The 22,792-nt window shown below is 31.6% G+C and carries 26 protein-coding genes and 1 other RNA gene; 17 read left to right on the top strand and 10 right to left on the bottom strand.

Annotated elements, in window-relative coordinates; translation table 11 throughout:
- Positions 1-149 precede the first annotated feature (149 nt).
- From B2U95_RS12425 to rocD, 3 genes are all read left to right on the top strand, one after another.
- Positions 150-704, top strand: coding sequence for an RNA polymerase sigma factor (locus B2U95_RS12425; protein ID WP_296316858.1), 555 nt, complete (start codon positions 150-152; stop codon positions 702-704).
- Entirely contained in the window at positions 694-1,080 is a 387-nt protein-coding gene (locus tag B2U95_RS12420; protein ID WP_296316857.1) for a DUF6768 family protein, read from the top strand. Before B2U95_RS12425 ends, B2U95_RS12420 begins: the two co-directional genes overlap by 11 nt.
- A gap of 139 nt (positions 1,081-1,219) precedes the next feature.
- Complete coding sequence (gene rocD / locus B2U95_RS12415; protein ID WP_296316856.1) at positions 1,220-2,500, top strand: ornithine--oxo-acid transaminase; 1,281 nt, start codon at positions 1,220-1,222, stop codon at positions 2,498-2,500.
- A gap of 76 nt (positions 2,501-2,576) precedes the next feature.
- Here rocD and B2U95_RS12410 read toward each other — a convergent pair whose 3' ends face one another.
- The gene (locus B2U95_RS12410; protein WP_296316855.1) at positions 2,577-2,912 is read right to left on the bottom strand and encodes a CCC motif membrane protein; all 336 of its coding nucleotides are present in this window, start codon (positions 2,910-2,912) and stop codon (positions 2,577-2,579) included.
- Between the two features lie 7 nt (positions 2,913-2,919).
- The gene (locus B2U95_RS12405) at positions 2,920-3,219 is read right to left on the bottom strand and encodes a DUF2752 domain-containing protein (RefSeq protein WP_296316854.1); all 300 of its coding nucleotides are present in this window, start codon (positions 3,217-3,219) and stop codon (positions 2,920-2,922) included.
- A gap of 94 nt (positions 3,220-3,313) precedes the next feature.
- On the opposite strand from B2U95_RS12405, the gene B2U95_RS12400 reads away from it, so the two are divergent.
- Together B2U95_RS12400 and B2U95_RS12395 are read left to right on the top strand one after the other, a co-directional pair.
- The gene (locus tag B2U95_RS12400; protein WP_296316853.1) at positions 3,314-3,532 is read left to right on the top strand and encodes a hypothetical protein; all 219 of its coding nucleotides are present in this window, start codon (positions 3,314-3,316) and stop codon (positions 3,530-3,532) included.
- On the top strand, positions 3,522-4,079 hold the full coding sequence (locus B2U95_RS12395) for a Smr/MutS family protein (protein WP_296316852.1): 558 nt from the start codon (positions 3,522-3,524) through the stop codon (positions 4,077-4,079). The genes B2U95_RS12400 and B2U95_RS12395 overlap by 11 nt, the downstream gene beginning before the upstream one ends.
- Here B2U95_RS12395 and B2U95_RS12390 read toward each other — a convergent pair.
- Complete coding sequence (locus tag B2U95_RS12390) at positions 4,076-5,014, bottom strand: hypothetical protein (RefSeq protein ID WP_296316851.1); 939 nt, start codon at positions 5,012-5,014, stop codon at positions 4,076-4,078. The two genes, B2U95_RS12395 and B2U95_RS12390, sit on opposite strands and share 4 nt — an antisense overlap.
- Before the next feature lie 134 nt (positions 5,015-5,148).
- Here B2U95_RS12390 and B2U95_RS12385 point away from each other — a divergent pair, with 134 nt between their 5' ends.
- Positions 5,149-6,294 (top strand): cysteine desulfurase family protein, encoded by a 1,146-nt coding sequence (locus B2U95_RS12385; RefSeq protein WP_296316850.1) that lies wholly within the window; start codon positions 5,149-5,151, stop codon positions 6,292-6,294.
- A gap of 7 nt (positions 6,295-6,301) precedes the next feature.
- On the opposite strand, the gene B2U95_RS12380 is transcribed toward B2U95_RS12385, so the two are convergent.
- Both B2U95_RS12380 and B2U95_RS12375 read right to left on the bottom strand, forming a co-directional pair.
- Positions 6,302-8,767, bottom strand: a complete 2,466-nt coding sequence (locus B2U95_RS12380) for a TonB-dependent receptor (RefSeq protein ID WP_296316849.1) — start codon at positions 8,765-8,767, stop codon at positions 6,302-6,304.
- Between the two features lie 11 nt (positions 8,768-8,778).
- Positions 8,779-10,467, bottom strand: coding sequence for a M23 family metallopeptidase (locus B2U95_RS12375; RefSeq protein WP_296316848.1), 1,689 nt, complete (start codon positions 10,465-10,467; stop codon positions 8,779-8,781).
- Positions 10,468-10,748: 281 nt separating this feature from the next.
- On the opposite strand from B2U95_RS12375, the gene B2U95_RS12370 reads away from it, so the two are divergent.
- The 4 genes from B2U95_RS12370 (at position 10,749) to rny (ending at position 13,162) form a co-directional block, all read left to right on the top strand.
- Complete coding sequence (locus B2U95_RS12370) at positions 10,749-11,036, top strand: hypothetical protein (RefSeq protein WP_296316847.1); 288 nt, start codon at positions 10,749-10,751, stop codon at positions 11,034-11,036.
- 17 nt (positions 11,037-11,053) lie between these two features.
- Positions 11,054-11,341 carry a cell division protein ZapA gene (locus B2U95_RS12365; RefSeq protein ID WP_296316846.1) on the top strand — a complete coding sequence of 96 codons (288 nt, stop codon included), beginning with the start codon at positions 11,054-11,056 and terminating at the stop codon, positions 11,339-11,341.
- Positions 11,342-11,398: 57 nt separating this feature from the next.
- Positions 11,399-11,528, top strand: a non-coding RNA gene (gene ssrS / locus B2U95_RS12360) — 6S RNA.
- Positions 11,529-11,584: 56 nt separating this feature from the next.
- A complete protein-coding gene (gene rny, locus B2U95_RS12355; protein WP_296316845.1) occupies positions 11,585-13,162 on the top strand; it encodes a ribonuclease Y in 1,578 nt (525 codons plus the stop codon).
- Positions 13,163-13,464: 302 nt separating this feature from the next.
- On the opposite strand, the gene B2U95_RS12350 is transcribed toward rny, so the two are convergent.
- Together B2U95_RS12350 and xerA are read right to left on the bottom strand one after the other, a co-directional pair.
- Positions 13,465-13,767 carry a hypothetical protein gene (locus B2U95_RS12350; protein ID WP_296316844.1) on the bottom strand — a complete coding sequence of 101 codons (303 nt, stop codon included), beginning with the start codon at positions 13,765-13,767 and terminating at the stop codon, positions 13,465-13,467.
- A gap of 381 nt (positions 13,768-14,148) precedes the next feature.
- A complete protein-coding gene (gene xerA / locus B2U95_RS12345; RefSeq protein WP_296316843.1) occupies positions 14,149-15,057 on the bottom strand; it encodes a site-specific tyrosine recombinase/integron integrase in 909 nt (302 codons plus the stop codon).
- Between the two features lie 219 nt (positions 15,058-15,276).
- Here xerA and B2U95_RS12340 point away from each other — a divergent pair, with 219 nt between their 5' ends.
- The 6 genes from B2U95_RS12340 to B2U95_RS12315 all read left to right on the top strand — a co-directional run bounded on the left by B2U95_RS12340 (position 15,277) and on the right by B2U95_RS12315 (position 18,680).
- Positions 15,277-15,798, top strand: a complete 522-nt coding sequence (locus B2U95_RS12340) for a porin family protein (RefSeq protein ID WP_296316842.1) — start codon at positions 15,277-15,279, stop codon at positions 15,796-15,798.
- A gap of 120 nt (positions 15,799-15,918) precedes the next feature.
- Positions 15,919-16,143, top strand: coding sequence for a hypothetical protein (locus B2U95_RS12335; protein WP_296316841.1), 225 nt, complete (start codon positions 15,919-15,921; stop codon positions 16,141-16,143).
- Positions 16,144-16,660: 517 nt separating this feature from the next.
- Complete coding sequence (locus tag B2U95_RS12330; protein WP_296316840.1) at positions 16,661-17,278, top strand: porin family protein; 618 nt, start codon at positions 16,661-16,663, stop codon at positions 17,276-17,278.
- A gap of 84 nt (positions 17,279-17,362) precedes the next feature.
- Positions 17,363-17,785: a type II 3-dehydroquinate dehydratase gene (locus tag B2U95_RS12325; RefSeq protein ID WP_296316839.1), complete on the top strand. Its 423-nt coding sequence runs from the start codon at positions 17,363-17,365 to the stop codon at positions 17,783-17,785.
- A gap of 70 nt (positions 17,786-17,855) precedes the next feature.
- The gene (locus B2U95_RS12320) at positions 17,856-18,338 is read left to right on the top strand and encodes an outer membrane beta-barrel protein (protein ID WP_296316838.1); all 483 of its coding nucleotides are present in this window, start codon (positions 17,856-17,858) and stop codon (positions 18,336-18,338) included.
- Positions 18,339-18,404: 66 nt separating this feature from the next.
- The gene (locus tag B2U95_RS12315) at positions 18,405-18,680 is read left to right on the top strand and encodes a hypothetical protein (protein WP_296316837.1); all 276 of its coding nucleotides are present in this window, start codon (positions 18,405-18,407) and stop codon (positions 18,678-18,680) included.
- A 277-nt stretch (positions 18,681-18,957) separates the two neighbouring features.
- Here B2U95_RS12315 and lpdA read toward each other — a convergent pair whose 3' ends face one another.
- Complete coding sequence (gene lpdA / locus B2U95_RS12310; protein ID WP_296316836.1) at positions 18,958-20,334, bottom strand: dihydrolipoyl dehydrogenase; 1,377 nt, start codon at positions 20,332-20,334, stop codon at positions 18,958-18,960.
- A gap of 132 nt (positions 20,335-20,466) precedes the next feature.
- Between lpdA and B2U95_RS12305 the strand changes: the two genes are divergently transcribed.
- A complete protein-coding gene (locus B2U95_RS12305) occupies positions 20,467-21,741 on the top strand; it encodes a TlpA disulfide reductase family protein (RefSeq protein WP_296316835.1) in 1,275 nt (424 codons plus the stop codon).
- On the opposite strand, the gene B2U95_RS12300 is transcribed toward B2U95_RS12305, so the two are convergent.
- Positions 21,736-22,287, bottom strand: a complete 552-nt coding sequence (locus B2U95_RS12300; protein ID WP_296316834.1) for a DinB family protein — start codon at positions 22,285-22,287, stop codon at positions 21,736-21,738. The genes B2U95_RS12305 and B2U95_RS12300 overlap by 6 nt on opposite strands.
- A complete protein-coding gene (msrB, locus tag B2U95_RS12295; RefSeq protein ID WP_296316833.1) occupies positions 22,287-22,769 on the bottom strand; it encodes a peptide-methionine (R)-S-oxide reductase MsrB in 483 nt (160 codons plus the stop codon). The genes B2U95_RS12300 and msrB overlap by 1 nt, the downstream gene beginning before the upstream one ends.
- Positions 22,770-22,792 lie beyond the last annotated feature (23 nt).

The raw sequence follows: 22,792 nt of genomic DNA, 5'->3' as shown, positions 1-22,792 counted from the left end.
TTATACAAAATTAGAGTGCAAATATAACTGCAATTTAATAAATAGTTGCACCTAGGTGTAACAGTAAAATTAAACTATCTTTAATAAGATTCACATTTAATTTGAACCTTTTAAACTATTCTACGTCTTTAGGTTAGAAGTCACCATTTATGGAGTTAAACAATAAAGATACAGATGAGGATTTAGTAAAGAGACTTCAACATGGTGATAAAACTGCATTAGTAGAATTGGTAAAGAAATGGCATAAGCTATTTTGTGATAAATCGTATTGGTTAGTAAAGGATAAAGATGTTGCAAAAGATATAGCACAAGAAAGTTGGCTAGTCATAATCAATAAAATAGATAGACTCAAAAACCCAAAACAATTTAAGTATTGGTCTTATAGAATTGTATGTAACAAGTCTACAGATTGGTTACGGTTGCAATCAAAACAACAACAAATAAATATTAGAACTACAATCGATATTGAAGACCAAACAAAAGATTACAATGAGAATAAAAATTTGAAGCAGAAATTGCTGAAATCTATTAATGCATTGCCAACGCATCAAAATATAATAGTGAAGCTTTTCTATATTGAATCTTATAGTTTAAAACAGATTAGCGATTTATTGAACATATCTGTTGGGACAGCTAAATCTAGATTATTTTATGCTAGAGAAAAATTAAAAACAATTTTAAAAAAATATAAATATGAAAACTAATACAGAAGACATAGACCAATTAATTAAAGAAACACTAACGCAAGAAGAAGCTAAATTCTATGATGATTTAGAAGAACAAAACCTATTACAAATGGTGTCGGGTATTTTTTCAGGCAAGAACAGTTGGATTGTTATTGTAATGAGTATTGTCCAAGTCCTTCTTTTTGGACTCTTTATTTATTGTACAATTCAATTTTTTAAGGTTGAAGCGACAAATGATCTTATTAAATGGGGTTTTTTGGGAACATTATGCATCTTAGGTTCGAGTATGCTAAAGTTATTCTCCTGGATGCAAATGGATAAGAAAGCGATTATACGAGAAATGAAAAGATTAGAACTTCAGGTATTGTCGTTGTCATCAAAAGATTCAGACTAAGTTTTAAATCAGCAGTATTATTTGTATTTTGCAAACCTTCAGGGATGATTTCTTTCCCACGCTGAATTTTCGACGCTTCGAAAGGATAAAGGTAGATAAGGAATGGATATTTTTATTCATTTATTAAATTATTTTTAAAATGGCTGTTTTAGACCAATTAACATCGCAACAAGCGATAGATTTAGAAAACAAGTATGGAGCACACAATTACCATCCGTTACCTGTAGTATTAAGTAGAGGTGAAGGTGTATTTGTTTGGGATGTAGAAGGTAAGAAGTATTACGATTTTTTATCTGCATATTCTGCTGTAAACCAAGGACATTGTCACCCAAAAATTGTTGGAGCAATGACTAATCAAGCACAAACGCTAACCTTAACATCGAGAGCATTCTACAACGATATGTTAGGTAAGTTTGAGAAATACGCAACAGAAACGTTTAACTACGATAAACTTTTACCAATGAATACTGGTGCTGAAGCTGTTGAAACTGCTTTAAAACTTTGTAGAAAATGGGCTTATGAAGTTAAAGGTATTGCAGAGAATGAAGCAGAAATTATTGTTTGCGAAAACAACTTCCATGGAAGAACAACAACCATAATTTCATTTAGTAATGATCCTGTAGCGCGTAAAAACTTTGGACCTTATACTAAAGGATTTATTAAAATTGAATATGATAATCTAAACGCTTTAGAAGACGCTTTAGATACTAATAAGAATGTTGCTGGTTTTCTTGTAGAACCAATACAAGGTGAAGCTGGGGTTTATGTGCCAAGTGAAGGGTATTTAGCAGCAGCAAAAGCCTTATGTAAAAAGCACAATGTTTTATTTATCGCAGATGAAGTGCAAACAGGTATCGCTAGAACAGGTCGTTTATTAGCAACTTGTGGTAATTGTAGTTGTACAGACAAGCATTGTTCTAGTATTCCAGAGGTAAAAGCAGATATCTTAATATTAGGTAAGGCTTTGTCTGGTGGAGCATATCCAGTATCAGCAGTTTTAGCTAATGATGTTATAATGAATGTTATTAAGCCAGGAAATCACGGAAGCACGTTTGGTGGAAATCCTGTTGCAGCAGCAATTGGTATAGCTGCTTTAGAAGTTGTTAAAGATGAAGGGTTAGCAAATAATGCGCAAGAATTAGGCGAATTATTTAGAGCAGAATTATCAAAATTTATTCAAACAAGTTCTATCGTAAATGGGGTTAGAGGTAAAGGTCTTTTAAATGCTATTTTAATTAACGATACAGAAGACAGCGAAACCGCTTGGAATATCTGTATGCGTTTACGAGATAACGGTTTACTAGCAAAACCAACACATGGTAATATAATTCGTTTTGCACCACCATTGGTGATAACAAAAGACCAGTTGTTAGATTGTGTATCTATTATTACAAAGACTTTAATGGAATTTGAAAAATAATTTATCTAGAATTTTAGACTATAAAAAAAGCGATTTTCAATTAAGAAAATCGCTTTTTTATGATTTATAATACTTGTTATTGACCTTGAGCTTGTTGAGCTTCCTCAACAGCATTCATAATTTGCTCGGTCATTTCATCCCAACCAACAGTTGAAATAACGTAGATCATTCTAGCAATCATTAATACATTTATAACTACTGCTACCAATGCAACAATACGTGCTGTATTCATTCCCTTTACGCTAGTTATTTCATAGGCATCTATATCATTATTAGCTTTTTGTAAATTACTTTTTGCTATAAAATATGCGATAGCAGAAGGTATGATACCTGCTCCAAGAACGCAACAGCAAAGTATTCCTAAAACTGATAATACATAGACGATTGTGGGATTGAGTTTTTGTTGTTCCATAAAAAAATTATTTGAGATAAAGTTTAAGTAAAAAATTACTAATTATAATTACGACATTAACAATAGCCAATATAGTAATTATTTTAGTTCCATATTTAAAATGTTTAAAACTGTTTATGATAATAAACCCAAACATACCTATAAGTGTATATATAGCAGGATACATTAAAAAAGCGTCAACAAGCTGGCCTTTTGTTAGTAATGACACAGAGCGTTGTATACCACAACCCATGCATTCAAAACCTAAAAACTTCTTATTTAGGCAGGGTAACATATAATCTTCTAGACCTTTTGTGATTAAAAACATAAGAACAAATTTAAGGATTTACTAAATATATTTAGAATCATAAGTATAAATTATTGTAAACCGTATTTTTGTAGTCTAATTAGTATTTTGAATTATGAATATCTCAAGGCTTATTAACTTTATATGTATACTAGCAGGTGGCTTAGTTGCACTGTACGCTCAAGCACAAGAAAAACAAAATCTATATTTATTAATGGGAGGTATTGTTTTACTAATGTTTGGAATCTACAGAACATCTCGAAATATTCCGAGTAAATACGACAAGCAAGAAGAGGAAACTTTTATTGAAACTGAAGAAGAGCATGAAAATTAAAGTTGGTGATAGAGTAGAAACTATTGATGATAATATTATAGGGATTGTTATCAAAGTATCTCATAATGAAATTTCTATTGAAGACGAAGACGGTTTTGAGTTTCAGTTTGAAGCTAAAGAGCTTATGCTTTCTGCTAATGAGACTACCATTGAGAATTCTATTTACAATTCGGATATAGAAGCTGTAAAGCGAGAAAAGGAAGTTCAAAAACGAAGAACGGTACCAACTGTAAAACCAAAAGAGCGAAGTGCACCAAAGTTTGAGGTCGATTTGCATATTCATAATTTAACGGAATCTACAAAACGCATGACTAATTACGACATGCTAAATCTTCAAATGGATACTGCAAGACGGCAGTTAGAATTTGCTATAAAAAAACGCATTCCTAAAATTGTATTTATACATGGAGTAGGAGAAGGTGTTTTAAAACAAGAATTAGAAACGCTTTTTGGACGTTATGATAATATTAAATTCTATGACGCAGATTATAAAACTTATGGTGTTGGAGCTACCGAAGTTAGAGTTTTTCAGAATGCAGAGTATTAATCCACCAAAGAATTCGGATAATCTTCGATAACACTTTCGAAAGTCCCAAACTCAATTTCTGTAGCACCAACAGGTCCTAAGCTTACATTAAGTATTAGAAACCTCGTACGAACCGTTCTTCTGTATTCATTAGCAATAAAACCAGGATCAGAGAAAGGTTCAGTAGCACCATCATACAAATACCTTACTACATTTATACCATCTGCATTAACTACTGAATCATTTTGTGGTATTTTATCACCGTTTTCGTCCTCTAAACGTGTTGGTGTACCGTCACCGTCATCATCTGCATCTAAATAATTTGGATTTCCATTTCCATCAGTATCTAAAGGATTTGTTGTTGGGTTATTATCGCCATCTATATTCGTATTATCAATTTCATCAATAGTCTTTACGTTATCATTGTCATCGTCTTCATCTAAATAATCTGGTATGCCATCTAAATCAAAATCTTCTGCATTACTATATTCACCATTCTCATCTAACTCGCCTCTGCCTTCAAACTCTGTAGGTACACCATCGTTATCGTCATCTTCTATAGTGACAGTTACAATTACATCACCAGTTGGTGCTTCGTAATCAGCTTTAATATCTAAATCTGCAGGTGGTATTACAGTGCATAAATCTGAGTTAATTACAGCTCTGTTATAAATTCTATAGTTAAACCGTATGGTGTTTTCATTAATTGTGAACAAAGTGGGCTCATCAATTGGAGTAGGTTCCGTAAATAATAATTCGTTAGCATCATCTTTAGGAATAATCAGTGATAAGGATTCATTAGGATCTACCCTAGTATCAAAAATTAAATAAGAATCTTCAAAATTATCACATCTATCTAATTCTTGATCAAAATTTAAATCTGCAACTATAATATCACCGTCGTCGCAAGCTGTAAAAACTACTAAAAAAAGTATTATATATATACGACGTAACATAGATTCAATTTTAAACAAAAATAACAGATTTGTAAAATTATAACGCTCCATTATCTAAATAATTTTATTTGCGATATTTTTGCATCATAAAAATAAACGACACAATAGTATTAGTCTTAAAAAAAAAACTCTACATGAATGCAATATATCTTGATAATGCGGCAACTACAGCTTTACGACCAGAAGTTGTAGAGCGAATGATAAAAGTACTGCAAGAACAGTTTGGTAATCCGTCATCAACACATAGTTTTGGTAGGTCTTCTAAATCGCTTTTAGAGCAGTGTCGTAATAATATTGCTAGTTATTTTAATATTTCTGCTGCTGAGATTGTGTTTACATCGGGTGGGACTGAAGCAGATAATTTGGCTTTGCGCAGTTCAGTTAGAGATAAAGGAGTTACAGTAATTATAACTTCTAAAATAGAGCATCACGCTGTTTTACATACGGCAGAACAATTGCAAAAAGAATATAATGTCGAAATAAAATATGTAAATATAGATGCTTGTGGACACGTTGATTATGAGCATTTAAAACAATTACTTCAGTCTAGTGATAAAGCCTTGGTTAGCTTAATGCATATTAATAATGAAATTGGTAATATTTTAGATATTAAGCATGTTGGTGAACTTTGTAAAACTTATAATGCTTTGTTTCATACTGATACAGTTCAATCTGTGGGACACTACAAGTTAGATCTACAAGACATTAATATTGATTTTTTAGCCGCCAGTGCGCATAAATTCCATGGACCTAAAGGAGTGGGTTTTTGTTTTATTAGAAAAGAATCGGGTTTAAAACCTTTGATTTTTGGTGGTGAGCAGGAGAGAGGCTATAGGGCAGGTACAGAGTCTACTCACAATATTGCAGGTATGGATGAAGCACTTAAAATAGCTTATTCTAATTTAGAGATTGAGAAGAACTATGTAACAGATCTTAAAAGTTATTTTATTCAACAATTAAAAGTAGCCATGCCAACGGTTAGTTTTAATGGTGGTTGTGATGAGTTCTCTAGTAGTACATACACATTAGTAAATGTGTGCTTACCAATTGCACCAGAGAAAGCTCCAATGCTACAATTTCAACTAGATTTAAAAGGAATTGCTTGTTCTAAAGGTAGTGCCTGCCAAAGTGGTAGCAGTCAACAGTCTCATGTACTAACCGCTATCTTAAATGAAGATAAATTAAAACAACCTTCTGTTCGTTTTTCATTTAGTATTTATAATACCAAAGAAGAGTTAGATTATGTCGTTGGTGTTTTAAAAGAATTTATTAATTCTTAATGTTTAATTAAAACTGAGCCGACAACCTCAAATTAAAAACACGTGGTGTTAAAAAATTGGGTATCGCAAACTGACGTTTACTGTAAACATCTCTAACCCAAGTATTGGTTATTGTGTTTTGATTGTTAAACATATTGTAGATTTCAAAGCCAATAGATAAATCTTTGAATGCACTTTTCCATTTAGAACTGTATGTTTTTTCAGAATTTACAATAACATAAGAAATACCTAAATCTGCACGTCTGTAATCTCGTAATCTTACCTGAAAATCATAAGGATCCGCATAACTTGGAGATCCACCAGGAACTCCAGTGTTATAAACGAGATTTAAATACATTTTTAAATCAGGAATATTTGGTACATAATCCTGAAACAGGGCACCAAACTTTAAACGTTGATCGGTTGGTCTAGCTATAAAGCCACGATTATCTATATTTTCTTCAGTCTTTAAATAGCCAAAACTAAACCAAGATTCTGTGCCAGGCACAAATTCACCATTGATACGTACATCTAAGCCATAAGCATAAGCTTCAGCATTATTTCGGGCACGATAACGAATACGTACATTTTCTACCGTGTACGGATTTACGTCAGATAATCCTTTATAATAGGCTTCTGTAACGAGCTTAAAAGGTCTATCCCACATCTCAAAGCTATATTCGTTTCCTAAAACAATATGAAATGATTTTTGAGCTTTTACGTTTGGCTGAACTACTCCTGAAGAATCTCTTAATTCTCTATAAAATGGTGGTTGATAATAGAGTCCACCAGCAACTCTAAAAAGCATGTCTTTATCCCAATTTGGCTTAATAGCAAATTGTGCTCTTGGGCTAAATACAGTTTGATTAGAACCATTAATATTTTCTCCACCTACTGTCCAACTATGAACACGTGCGCCAATATTATAAAACACCTCATTATCTCCCCAAGATGTGCGTTTGCTATATTGAGCAAATGCTTGTAAACGATTTATATTTACTCGGTTTAATGCTCTGATATTTTCGAAAGCGGTTAACGGACCAAAAAACGGTTCGTAAGGTTGTGGATTAGAAATACTGACGTTTGGCGGTCTAATTGAAAAACCAGCAGAATCAATAACTTCATATTCAACTAAACGATCTCTAATATCTTCATGTGTATATTTTACGGACCATTCTATAGTGCTTTCATCATCAATTTTATAATCTCCTCTATGTTCTGCATTAACAATAAAGGCATCTAGCTCGTTACGCGCATGTGTTAATTGCGAACCAATGCCTTCGCTAAACTCAACTTCACCTAAATCTTCATCACCTATGTTCGAATTTACTTCACCTAGACGGTATTGTGCAAAAATATCAAAGAACTCTTGTTCTGTTGCATGGTAAGCAGAAGCAATAAGCTTTAATGTTAAATCGTCACTAGCAAAGTAATTGGCTTTAAAAGCTCCAAAATAAGTTTGGTATTGCGTTTGTTCTTGTCCATCATAAACCACTAAGAGCGCCACAGGATCATCTAAAGTACCAAAATTAGTTTGTCTATTTTGAGGTTCAAAATTATACTTGTTAATTGAAATATTTCCTAAAAAACTAAGATGAAACTTACTCGAAAAACGATAGGTTAGAAAGGTTTGAGCATCAGCAAAAATAGGCTCCACGTTTCCTTCTGTTTCGAGATTGTTTAAGATTAAGCTATTATCTCTGTATCGCAAACCTGCAATACCAGAAAATTTACCATCTTTACTTACTGTTTCAGCAGCAATACTTCCTCCTAAAAGGCTTAAATCTGTTCTAATACCAAAATCATCAGGGTTTCTATATGTAATATCTAAAACAGATGAGAGCTTATCTCCATATTTAGCTTGAAAACCACCAGCTGAAAAACCTACATTCTGAACCAAATCTGTATTCACAAAACTTAAGCCTTCTTGATTACCAGAGCGAACCAAGAATGGTCTGTAAACTTCAATTTCATTAACATAAACTAAGTTTTCATCAAAGTTACCACCTCGTACTGAATATTGTGTACTTAATTCATTTGATATATTTACACCAGGTAATGTTTTTAAGATATTCTCTACACCAGGTTGTGCACCTTTAATAGTTCTTATTAACTCTGGCGAAATAGTTGTTACACCATCAACAGATTGTCTTGTATTTGTGTTTATAACGACCGTTGCTATTTGTATCACATCTGTTTTTAGTACAGGATTATACAAAAGCTCTTGTCCGTTTTTAAGATTAAACATCTGTTCTACACGCTTATGTGATACATGTGTAAATACAATAGTTATGTCTTTACCGTATGGTATTTTAAGCTCAAAAAAACCATTTTCATTAGTCGTAGTGCCTTCTCCTGAACTAGCCTTTATGTTAACATTGTAAATAGGATTGTTAGCTTCATCCAAAATAACACCTCTAATTGTTGCAGATTGCGAAAAAGAGAGGAAACTGAATAGTAAGCCTAATAAAACTGAAAGTTGTAAACGTCTCAAATAATTTTGTTTTATTTTCTAAAAAATACTGCTTCAAATGTAGAACTATTTCCTACATTATCTGTAACAATTATTTTTAATTCGTTTTTAGTATCCTTAATCATATTGTCATTAAAGTCGTGTATTAAGGTTTTAGTTTTGTAATCATATTCCATTAAAATCCAATTGCCATTTACAGAGGCTCTGTATTTACTGATGCCAGATAATTCATCTTCAATCTTAACTTTAAGGTAACGGTATTTACTCAACCATTTCTTGTCTTGAAAATTAATGGGCTTTATCTTAGGAGAAACCGTATCCATAGCGATTGTATAAGTTCCAAAGGTTTTACTACCAGCACTTAAAATATTGCCTTTACGTTTTGTACGCACATAACCGGGTCTTTTGTAATAACCATATAGCCTAGCAATAAAAATTTTATCTTGATGCTCGGTTTTGTAATTAGTAACGTCATAGTTAATATAAAAATTCTTCTGAAGCGGAATTTTATCTTCATGAAGGTGAAGTGTGTCCGATTTTACTTTAAAATCGATGAGTACGTCATCATAAACTGTATTTGCATAAAAACTCACACTAACGTTATCAGATTCTAGAATAGTTGTTTTGTCACTATAAATTAAAAACTTATCTGAATTTTCTGTAATCTCTTCTTTTTCAATATGTTCAAACTTTCCTTGTATGGGTATACTTACCCAAGTTTCATTCTGCTTGTAATCTCGTATCCTTATTTTATATACTGACGAGGTACTATCCTCAATTTTAATATAGCCATTGTCATAAGCATCCTTATAAAGACTTAAAGGGTTATTCTTTTGAATAAATAATTTTTGAATTTTAGATTTCTTAGTCTTGTAATATTCATAATCTACAAGACGTTTAATATGTTTTGACTCATCAAAACTAAAACGCTTAAAATCTATCTCTAAACTTTTATTACCATTAAAAAAGGTTTGAATATTACTTACACCATTGTTATTGGGTGCTAAATCTTGCTTGTCAAAGGAAACAACACCAAAACCGATACCTCCATAAGCAGTAATTTTTTCTACGTCATAGTTGCCATTTTTATTAGGAATAAGTCTCAGAGGAATACGTTTAGTTTCTCCATTAACGACTGAGTTTTCGTCTTTAGTATAAGCATATATACCAGAAATATAAGGTGGTTTTGTGTCCTTAACATCAAAGCCAAATAGCATAGGATTCATAGGACGTTCTTCGTTATCTCTAATCTCAAAATGTAAATGCGGACCGCTAGAACCACCTGTGTTACCAGAGTATGCAATAACCTCATTTTCTTCAATAAGTAGCTCTTGTGTATTAGGGAATACTTCGACCTCAAATGTTTCTTTATCGTATTGGCATTCTTTTATGTAAGCTTCTAATCGCTTAGAAAACTTTTGTAAATGCCCATAAACGGTGGTGTAACCATTAGGATGTGTTATATAAATAGCTTTACCATAACCAAAATGGGATATTTTAATTCGGCTTACATAACCTTTTGCAGATGCATATACCTTTAAGCCTTGCTTTTGTTGTGTTTTAATATCTAAGCCTCCATGAAAGTGCGTAGACCTTAACTCAGCAAAAGTTCCGGCAAGAACGGTTGGTATATCTAACGGATTTCTAAAATAATCTTGAGGGTATTCGGATTGCGCATATAATGAGCTAGAAATTAGAAATAGGTATAAAATTTTTTTCATACAATGAGCTATTGTAGCTAAAATATCAATTTGTAGAACATTAACAAGCAGTAAAGCTGTATTATTTTTAATAAGCCTAATCTGAGGGTTTGTTTTGCATCTTGAATTTTTGATGACATAAAGGAATCATTTCATACTTTGTTTAATCATTATTTTATTCATGTCGATTTGTTAACGCTATATTTCTTTTGATGTTATACTAAAATTAAAAATAATTGTAAAAGAATTGTGTTTTTTAATAAGGTATGTTAACTTTGTTATAACAGTATTGAATTGCTTTAATGAGTAAAATAGAAGACATTGTTGATACCTTAGAAAATAAAATCAGTAAGGTTTTACATAAGAAAGAGGTTTTAAAACAAGCCAACGTAAGATTAACTGAACAATTAGGTCAGCAAGAAAAAAAGCTTTTAGAACAACAAGCAGAAATTGGGTCTTGGTTAGAAAAGTACGAGACTCTAAAAATGGCAAATTCAATGCTTGGTAGTGACGAAAATAAACGAGAAACGAAGCTTAAAATAAATGCATTAATTAGGGATATTGACCACTGTATCGGTCAACTCTCATAATAATTTTGTAAATTTAAATGTCAGATCAATTAAAAATTAAGCTTTCCATTGCCAACAGAGTTTATCCATTAACGATAAATCCTAAGCAAGAAGAAGGTTTGCGAAAAGCCACTAAGAAGATTGAGGCTATGATTGGTCAATTTGAACAAAATTACTCTGTAAGAGACAAACAAGATGTATTAGCAATGTGTGCATTGCAATTTGCAGCTCAAGTAGAACAAAAATCTATTGATAAAGAATATGTAAATGAAGAAGTTCAGGAAAAGTTAGAAGCTTTAAATGATCTATTACAATCGCATATTTAACTCGTACGTTCTTTAAAATAAAAGGTTACTGCCTACATTAGTTACATTTTTTGATAAACTCAACGATCAATTCTTTAAAAAGGGTGAGTTTAAGTTGTAAAATCGTGCTGTTATTACTGAATTTATTTCAGTTTTTAGACAGATTTTTGATCAGCTTGTTAGCCCTAAACTTGTTTTTAAGGAGTTTATACAAAACCGATAACTGATGTAGGCTTTTTTTATATATTAAATTAAATAATAAACATGGACACTAACACAATTTTATATATTGTAGGAGGAGTGGTATTAGGAATAATACTGGGATATATTATAGCAAAATCCTTAGAGAAAGGCAATGCATCAAAACTAATCACAAATGCAGAAAGTGATTCTAAATCAATCTTAAAGCAAGCAAAATTGGATGCTGAATCTTTAAAAAAAGATAAAATGCTTCAAGCAAAAGAGAAATTTATAGAGCTAAAGGCAGAGCATGAAAAGGTTATTCTTTCGCGTGATAAGAAAATGGCAGAAGCTGAAAAGCGCATTAGAGATAAAGAGTCTCAAGCATCGAGCGAATTAGCCAAGTCTAAAAAAGCGAGTGAATCTTTAGAAGCTAAGATTAAAGACTACGATTTTAGATTAGAGTTTTTAGATAAGAAAAAAGAGGAAGTAGAAAAAGCTCATAAAAGCCAAATTAAACAATTAGAGGTAATTTCTTCTTTGTCGGCAGAGGAGGCTAAAGAGCAATTAGTAGAATCTTTGAAAGAAGAAGCTAAGACAGATGCAATGGGTTTTATTCAAAACCATATTGAAGAAGCGAAATTAACAGCACAACAAGAGGCTAAGAAAATTATTATAAATACAATTCAACGCATCGGAACAGAAGAAGCGGTAGACAACTGCGTCTCTGTATTTAATATAGAATCTGACGATGTTAAAGGGCGAATTATCGGTAGAGAAGGTCGTAACATTAGAGCAATTGAAGCTGCTACAGGTGTTGAGATTATAGTAGATGATACACCAGAAGCGATTATCTTATCTTGTTTTGATTCTGTTAGACGTGAAATTGCACGTTTATCATTACATAAATTAGTAACTGACGGTAGAATACATCCTGCAAGAATCGAAGAGATTGTAAGAAAAACAGAAAAACAGATCGAACAAGAAATTATTGAAGTAGGTAAACGTACTGTTATCGATTTAGGAATTCATGGATTAAATCCTGAGCTCATTAAGATGGTAGGTCGTATGAAATACCGTTCGTCCTATGGACAAAACTTGTTACAACACTCGAGAGAGGTTGCAAAGCTTTGTGGTGTTATGGCAGCAGAATTAGGCTTAAACCCTAAATTGGCTAAACGTGCCGGACTTTTACATGATATTGGTAAAGTACCATCATCTGAAGCAGATATAGAAACTCCACACGCTATTCTAGGGATGCAATGGGCAGAAAAACATGGTGAAAAGCCAGAAGTTTGCAATGCCATTGGTGCACACCACGATGAAATAGAAATGACAACATTACTATCTCCAATTATTCAGGTATGTGATGCTATTTCTGGTGCAAGGCCAGGAGCAAGAAGGCAAGTATTAGATTCTTATATACAACGTTTAAAAGATTTAGAAGACGTTGCTTTTGGTTTTCCAGGAGTTAACAAAGCTTATGCTATACAGGCAGGTCGAGAACTACGAGTTATGGTAGAAAGTGAAAAAGTATCTGATGAGGTAGCTGCGAGTTTATCTTTCGAAATCTCTCAGAAGATTCAAACAGATATGACTTATCCAGGTCAAGTTAAGGTTACTGTGATAAGAGAAACAAGAGCAGTTAATATTGCTAAATAAAATTTAGATTCAACATAATATTAAAAAGCACTTTCTTCTAAAGTGCTTTTTTTTAACGTTAAATTAAACGTAGAGCCCTCGTTTAATGTGCTATCTAATTTAAAAGCACTATTAAGGGCTTCTATTTGAGTTTTTGCTTTGTAAAGTCCAATGCCTCTAAAGTCTTTTCAATCTTTACGCATTCGTAAAGGTCTATACGCTAATTAAGCTGATGATTATTAGATTTAGATTTTATACTAATAATATCGTCTAAACCGACTATAGTTGATGTCAGTGATTCTGAATTTTTTTTACATGACTTATTAGTTCTTTTTTTTAGTTTCATTATCAGTATCTCCATAAAATTCTAAAATGTTTTTCAAATCACCAATATGTGTTTTTAAATTATGAGATACAATATGTGTGAAATTGTGTAGTCTTTTATTTTGGGGAATAATGAGCTGAAGATTCTTTTTAAGTTGACTTTCGTTTTTTCTACTTTTTGTTATATCCGTGTGCGTGCTTATAATGCATTTTGGCTTTCTATTATCATGTTTTTCAACAGTCTTTCCTTTATCTAAGATCCATTTGTAACTACCGTCTTTAAAATAAAACACAATACTCATTTTTGTAAATTTCTACAGCGCCATTTAGATGTAAATTAAATATCTCATAGTAGGCGTCTCTATCATCAGGGTGTACTTTTACATTCCAAAAACTTAGATGTGTTTTTTAATTCAATATTCTTATAACCAATAATTGCTTTTGATACTTCAGAATAAAAAACTTTATTAGAGGCAATATCACAACTCCAGAGACCTACATCAGAGATGTTAATAGTTGTCTTATATTTTTAATCATTCTTATACTTATCAAAAGTAGTAGTGTTGTTAGAAGGTTTTTAACTTAAATTATTTAGGTTAAATCTAGGAAGTTTCATTACATAGCCTTTTATTTGAGACACAAATAGAACGCTAATTGTCACTTTATTTCGGTAAAATTTATAATTATTTTCTAGGATGAAATTTATTTAACACCTCACTAAGGTGGGAGCGATCAACGTGCATGTAAATCTCAGTAGTTGTAATACTCTCATGTCCAAGCATCATTTGTATGGCTCGTAAATCTGCACCATTCTCTAGTAAGTGTGTTGCAAAAGAATGCCTAAAGGTATGTGGAGAGACATTTTTATTTAGTCCAGTTTTTTCTACCAATTGTTTTATTATGGTAAAGATCATAGCTCTTGTGAGTTTCTTTCCCATATAATTTAAGAACACAATATCTTTTGAGCCTGCATCAATATCTATATGTTTTCTAATGTCATTCCAAATAGATATGTAATTCTGAGTCGTTGGTCCAATAGGAACAAAACGTTCTTTGTCACCTTTACCAGTTACTTTTATAAAACCTTCTTTAAAAAATAAATCAGATATTTTTAGCTCTATCAATTCGCTTACTCGCAAACCGCAACTATAAAGTGTTTCTATAATAGCTTTGTTTCTATGACCTAAATTTACACCTCGATATTCATAACTAAGATCAATTTCTGAAATTAAAGCATCAATATCTTTAATAGATAATGTATCAGGTAGTTTTCTTCCTATTCTAGGAGATTCAATAAGTTCTAAAGGATTGTTTTCTCTGTAGTTTTCAAATATTAAATAATCAAAAAAGTTACGAAGACCAGAAATCAATCGTGCCTGAGATCTAGGATTTATAGATTTAGACACCGAATAGATAAAGTTCTTTATTGTGTCAGTATTAATAGAAATTGGTGATGTATTTATCTCATTAGCCTCAAGATATTTTATCAATTTTTTTATATCATAAGCGTAATTTTCAATTGAATTTTGAGACAAACCGCGTTCAATTTGCAAATAATGCTTATAATCAGTCAAAGCTTCTTGCCATTTCATAGGTTAAATTTAGTGATTTATTACCCGATAAAGAGGGAAATGACTACGTAGTTCATCGTATTTTAATAAAAATTTGTTAATAATTTTTTATTTAATTTACTGTAAATCAGGTTATTGAGTTATTATGTTAAAAAAAATGTTAATAACTATATTAATTTGTTTTTATATTTCAAAAAAAAGACTTTAGTTTGTAGTTATCAATTTTAAAACTTAAATATTATGAAAAAATTATTTATCGCTGCTTTTGCAGTAATTGCATTTACTAGTGTAAATGCTCAAGACATTACTTATGGTTTAACAGGAGGTTTGACTAACATGAACATCGGTTCTGGTGGAGATGATGAGTCAGAAACAGGTTTCCATCTTGGTGCTTTTGCTGATTTTGGAATTTCAGAAAAATTCCATGTACAACCTGAGCTTACATATTCAAATGCTGGTGATGTAACGTTTATTAGCCTTAATGCTATGGCGAAGTATTATGTTATGGATGGTCTTAATCTTCAAGCTGGACCAACTCTTGGTATTGCAGGAGGTGATAATGTTGACGCAGCAGATGAAAATTTTGGAGATGACTTTACAAAACTAAACATTGGATTAGCTTTCGGTGTTGGTTATGACATTTCAGAAAAATTCTTCGCACAAGCGCGCTATGGTGTTCAATTAAATGATCATGTTACAGATAGTGATGTAGGTGAACTTAAGATTAACAATTTCTTAGTAGGTGTAGGATACAGATTCTAATCACTAACAATTTATTATATAAAAAGAGAGACCTTATGGTCTCTTTTTTTTTGTTTCGATATTAAACTGTTTTAGAATCGATTAAATACAATTATAATGAACGTTAAGTGAAAAATATATTTGCCACTAGTAATTACTGTATTAGCCTTAACGCTTATTAGTGCTAAATACTATATCGTTTCGACATTTAAAATGACATTTGGAGTTAAATCAGTTTACAGCTCTATTATTTTAAAAGTGTCTGTTGATTGTAGTTCTGGTTCAGAAGATCTTTTTGGGTTTTATATTGGTGCCTTTGCAGAATTTAATCTATCAGAGAAATTTAGTATGCAGCCAGAATTGTAGTATTCTAGTTATAGTGGAGATGGAGAAAACTCTGATATATTATTAATTCCAATTTTAGCTAAATATAAGCTAGATACAAAGTTTAGTTTATTAGCAGGTTCACAATTCGATTACCTACTTAAACGAGGCAGATTCTGAAGGATTAAAACGTTTAGGAATTGGTATTGCTCTTGGTGCAGTGTATAATCTTATCATTGATGTGTGTTATACATTTGGCTTATCTAATAGACTAGAGGATGGAATAGAAGAATTTGACGATTTTGTAGATTTTGATATAAAAGCTAGATTTAACTACTTTCAAGTAGGTTAAGTTTATAGGCTTTAAAGTACAATAGTGTTATCTAAAGAGGCAATTTGCCTCTTTTTTTGTTTTTAAAGAGTAATGATAATTGATTTTTATCAGTTAAAGGGATGTTAAAATCAGTCAAAATACAATAATTTATAAGTTTTTTCTTGTTTATTAATATGTGAATATATATTTTTGCCGACCAAATTAATTTAAACAAAACTTATAATTATGAAAAAATTATTACTTATGGCTGCAGTTGCAGTTTTTGGATTTACAAATGTAAATGCTCAAGATGAAAAAAGTTATGGATTTAGTGAAGGTGATATCTTCTTAGAAGGTAATATTGGCTTTGGAAGCGAAAATGACAAAAATGTAGATGCTAAATCAAATAGCTTTAATATTAGTCCTAAACTTGGATTCTTTATTAGCGAAGATTTAGCAATTGGTGGTGTATTATCTTTTAGTTCTTTTAAAGAAGAAGTAGCTGGTACCGATGTATTTGACCAAACTGGTTTTGGCGTTGGTGCATTTGGTCGTTATTACTTTTTAGACTTAGGTGAGCGTTTTAAAACATTTACTGAGTTTGGTGTTGGTTACTCTAGTAATAAAGATCAGATTTCTGATGTATCTTTAAACACAATTGGTGCGGGTTTAGATTTAGGTATTAATTATTTTGTTACTGAGAAAATTGCATTAACTTTTGGTTTAAGAAATGTATTATCTTTTTCATCTACTAAGGCAGATTCTGATGGAGCGGAAGCTGTATCAAATTTTAACTTAGGTTTTGGTGATGTAGCAAATCCATTTGGTGGTAATGCTGCTTTTGGAATCCTATTCAAGTTCTAAGACATTCCTCTTAAATATTTTTAATATTAAAACCGAAGTAAATACTTCGGTTTTTTTATGTGCTTATTTTAATACCTTTACGTAATGAAGAAACTTATCATCATAAATGGACCTAATCTTAATCTATTAGGTAAACGTGAGCCAGAGATTTATGGTCATCAGACATTTGAAGATTATTTAGCTAGATTGAAATCTAAGTTTAGTGATGTTTTAATTGAATATTTTCAATCTAATATAGAAGGAGAGCTTATTAATAAGTTGCAAGACGTTGGCTTCTCTTATGACGGTATAATACTAAATGCTGCTGCATATACGCATACTTCAGTTGGTATTGGTGATGCTGTAAAAGCAATTAAAACCTCTGTTGTAGAGGTGCATATCTCAAACACCTTCTCTAGAGAAGACTTTAGGCATCAATCTTATATTTCACAAAATGCTATAGGTGTTATACTAGGGTTTGGTTTAAAGAGTTATGATTTAGCGGTAGAAAGCTTTTTGAATCCTTAAGATAGTTTTAGAATTAGCTTTAATGCTAGGACAATAACCTTTAGAATAGATATAATTTAATAGTTTTAATATGAGCAAGTTTTTAACTTTTATAATATTTTTTGGTTTTATAACCTGTAATCTAAATGCTCAAAAACAAGCTGAGTTTGGTGTTAAAGGCGGTTTAAACTTAACTTTTATTAAAGTTGTTGAAGGTGGTTTTGGCACAAACCCAGCAACTGAAGTAGGATATTACGGAGGTGTGTTTGTAGATTTTAAAATAGATAATGGGTTTCATATTCAACCAGAACTATTATATATAGGTATAAGTGATTTTAGATTTTTAAATGCACCTATCTATTTGAAATACGATATAGAAAATAATTTTCATATTCTCATAGGACCAAGTTTAAACTATTTCTTTGACTTTTTTGTGAATAAATTTAAAGTAAGAGCAGATTTAAGTATTGCTTATGACTTTACATCACAATTAAATATACACATGAAATATACGATTGGTTTTCAGGAGATTACTCCTAATGGCTTGTTTTTAGGACTAGGTTATAGATTATAAATCTATTTAAAATTAACCTTATTTTTTAGTTTCATTATAACTATTTAACAATTGATTGTTGAGGTTATGAAATATATAATAGTGCTTCTTTTTTCTTCATATTTAGTTACTGCTCAAACTACAAATACAACATCTCAATTTAAAACATTGCAAGAAAATCTTGTTACTCAAAACTGGGATTTAATAGTTAACGGTATCCTCTTATCTGAAAACATAGCATTAACAGTAAGGCAATTTGAATATACGAATTTTGAAATTGCTATAATTGAAGTCCCAATACTACTAAAAATAAAGCTTACAGATAAATTAAGCGTCTATAGGTGCGAAATTAGATTTTTATAGAATTCCTAGTGGCTTGTCAAATCAAGTTGGTATGTCTGCTGCTACAGGTTTGCAATACGACTTTAATAAAAACACATATATACAGTAGAATTTATAAATTTATTGTCTGTAATATATCTCATTTTGGACATATGATACTAAAAGACGAGTAAAGCAGTGATACCTTTTAAAGAGTCTAATACTTTAAATCGTCTAATCGATAGTTTTATACTATGAATTTAATAATAAAAAATGCGATTCAAATTTGAATCGCATTTTAAATATTTATATGGACTTATTACAAATGAATCACTTCTCCATAGGCATCTGCGACAGCTTCCATAACCGCTTCACTCATTGTTGGGTGAGGGTGGACTGTTTTTAATACTTCATGACCTGTTGTTTCTAGTTTACGACCTAAAACAGCTTCAGCAATCATATCTGTTACACCAGCACCAATCATATGGCAACCTAACCATTCACCATATTTAGCATCAAAAATTACTTTTACAAAGCCATCTTTAGCACCACTAGCACTTGCTTTCCCAGAAGCTGAGAACGGGAATTTACCTATCTTAACGTCTAAGCCTTGTTCTTTTGCTTGTGCTTCTGTTAAACCTACACTAGCTATTTCTGGTGAACAATACGTACAACCAGGTATATTTCCGTAATCTAAAGCTTCAACATGTTGACCAGCAATTTTTTCTACACAAAGAATACCTTCAGCAGAAGCAACGTGTGCTAAAGCTTGTCCTGGTGTCACATCACCAATAGCATAGTAACCAGGTATATTAGTTTGGTAATAATCGTTAACTAAGATTTTGTCTCTGTCAACAGCAATACCAACATCCTCTAATCCTATATTTTCTATATTAGATTTTATACCAACAGCAGATAACACTATATCAGCTTCTAAAACCTCTTCACCTTTTTTAGTTTTTACAGTAGCTTTAACTCCAGAGCCAGATGTATCTACAGAAGTTACTTCTGCAGAAGTCATTATCTTAATTCCAGATTTCTTAAAGCTACGTTCTAATTGTTTAGAAACGTCATTATCTTCTACTGGCACTATTTTATCTAAATATTCTACTATGGTAACATCAGTTCCCATTGAGTTGTAGAAATAAGCAAACTCAACACCAATAGCACCAGAACCAACAACAATCATTTTCTTTGGTTGTTTATCTAAAGTCATTGCTTTTCTGTAGCCAATTACTTTTTTACCATCTTGTGGTAAACTAGGTAGCTCCCTAGACCTTGCACCAGTAGCAATAATGATATGGTCAGCTGAATATTCTTTTCCATCTACTTCAACTTTTTTTCCTTTTTTAAGTGTTCCGAAACCTTCAATGACATCGATTTTGTTCTTTTTCATTAAGAACTTTACACCATTACTCATACCATCAGCAACACCACGACTACGTTTTACAACCGCATCAAAATCGTGAGCTGCGTCTTTAACTTTTAGTCCGTAATCTTCGGCATGCTTAAGATATTCAAAAACCTGAGCAGATTTCAAAAGGGCCTTTGTTGGTATACATCCCCAATTTAAGCATACACCACCAAGACTTTCTTTTTCTATAACTGCTGTTTTTAAACCCAATTGAGATGCTCTAATTGCAGTAACATAGCCACCAGGACCACTTCCTAAAACTATAATATCATATTTACTCATGCGTTAATTTTTTAGTTGAATTTTGAATATACGAATTTACGAAATCGAATTTGAATAATAAATTTTAATTAAGCGATACTAAAATGTTATTTCAAAAGTTATATTTTCATGCTGTATAATTTAAATTCAACTATGAAAACTAATGCACTATTTATATTTTTTATTGCCAATCTATTATTCTGTTGTAAAACTGAAAATGACACTAAAGAAATCGCAATTCCTTCAATATTAAAAGGTGAAGTCATAGATAGGGATAGTAAAACTATCTTGTTAGCGAAAGCGACTGAAGATATGAGGCAAGAAGATAAAGTAATGCTTATCCCTATTGAAAATGGGAAATTTGAGTTTGAATTTACTCCAGAAGACATGCAAGCGTATCAATTAGTTTTTGAGGATGAACATCTGGATGGTGGCTGGAGGTCAATTATGTTTTTTCCAGAAGAAGGTGTTACCACATTTAAATTGTATTCAATGGATAGATTTTCTGAAAATATAATATCTAACAATGGCTTAAATGCAGATCTCAATAAATTTAATACTGATGTCGCTGTGCAATTTGAACAGAAGAGTAGACTGTTTTTTAAGAGGAATGAAGAACTAGGATATGAAAACCTCAGATCTGAAGCGTCTAAAGCATTATCAGAAAAATTAAATAAAGCAAAAACTCAAGAAGAGAAAGTTGTTATGTATGATGCGATGGAAGATTTAGGAGAAAAAGGTTTAGATAGAAGTGAATTAGGTAAAAAAAGAGACGCGGAATATGACGTTATGATGGGTGAATATTTAGATTCTAGATATAATTATATAATAGATAACCCAACTATGGTATCTTATTCATTTTTAATTGAAGATTTAACGTATATAGATCTTAAAAATATTGGAGAAGAAAGAGTTTTAGTTGCCTTTAATAAATTAAAAGAAAAGTATCCTAACCATGCTTATACAAAATTAGGTGATAATTTATTCCGAGCATTAAAAGATTTAAATCCTGGTGGTGAGTACGTTAATTTTACGGCGCCAGATAGTAATGGAAACGTCGTTGAGTTTAAAACAGTTTTAAGCAATAATAAAATTGTGTTATTAGATTTGTGGGCAACTTGGTGCGGACCATGTATAGCAAAAACAAGATTAGTTAAACCAGTTTACGATAACTATAAGGATAAAGGATTTACTATTTTGGGTGTAGCAGGTGAACGTGAAAACCTAGAAGCTTACAATAAGTTTATAGCAAAAGAAGGGTGGCCTTGGCAACAATTAATAGAATTAGGAATGAAAAACAAAATTTGGGAAAAATATAATGTAATGAATGGGGGAGGTGGAATGTTCTTAGTAGATACTTCAGGTAAAATTCTGGCAATTAACCCGTCAGCAAAAGAAGTAGAGGACATATTAAAAGAGCGTTTATAAATCTTCTGTAAAATGTCTTAGACCTTTAGCTTTAGAAAACTTATCTTTATTATAATTCTTAGAATTTCCTTTAGCTATAGATAACGATTGCCAATCCTTACCTTTTACTAATTTACCTAAAAATACAATTTGCCCAATGTGGTAAGCATAATGCATCATTTGTCTGTTTATTGTTTCGGTAACAGTATGACCTTGGTTTCTTATAAAAATAACCTGTTCTAAATCATCTATAGATAAAGGGTTTAGTGCTTCAAAAAGGCAATTCCAGCCTTTGTTCCAAGCTTCAATTAAATCTTCTTTAGAGCGAAAGGTATCTTCAAATTCTTCATCACGCTTGCGCCATTCTTTTTCCCCATCTTCAGTTAAAAAGTTAGTCCAGCGGCTTAACATATTTCCGACAATATGCTTCACAATAATAGAAACTGAATTAGAATCTTCTGCAAACTCTTTTTTTAGCTCTTCAAAAGAAAGTTGAGATATAGTTTTATCTCCAAGACTTTTATAGTACTCGAATTGTTTAATAGAGCTATCGAGATAACTTTTCATTATTCAGCAGAAACAAATACTAAAGCATCTCCATTTATACAGTGGCGTTTGCCAGTTGTATTTTTAGGACCATCATTAAAAACATGACCTAAATGTCCGCCACAAGTTGCGCAATGTTCTTCATCTCTGGTATATCCAATCTTAGTATCCGAACCAAAAGCGACGTTTCCATTAATTTCTCTATCAAAACTTGGCCAACCTGTACCAGAATCAAATTTATACTCACTTTTAAAGAGTGCAGTGTTACAACCTGCGCAATGATAAGTTCCTTTTTTATAGGTCTTATTTAATGGGCTTGAGAAAGGGCGTTCAGTACCTGCATTTCTTAAAATATAGTACTGTTCGCTAGTTAATTCTGTTTTCCATTCAGCATCAGTTTTAGTGATTTTGAATGTTTCTTTTTCTTTTGACTCTTTTTTTTGAGCTGAACTATCACAGCTAAAAAACAAAGTAATTACAATTAGGAGTGCTATCTTTTTCATACTTTAAAATTACAAAATTTATG

Origin of the sequence: Winogradskyella sp. UBA3174, from assembly GCF_002364335.1 — a bacterium.
Classification (GTDB): Bacteria; Bacteroidota; Bacteroidia; order Flavobacteriales; family Flavobacteriaceae; genus Winogradskyella.
The sequence above is the reverse complement of the archived record's forward strand: the minus strand, read 5'-3'. Positions and strand labels throughout refer to the sequence as shown.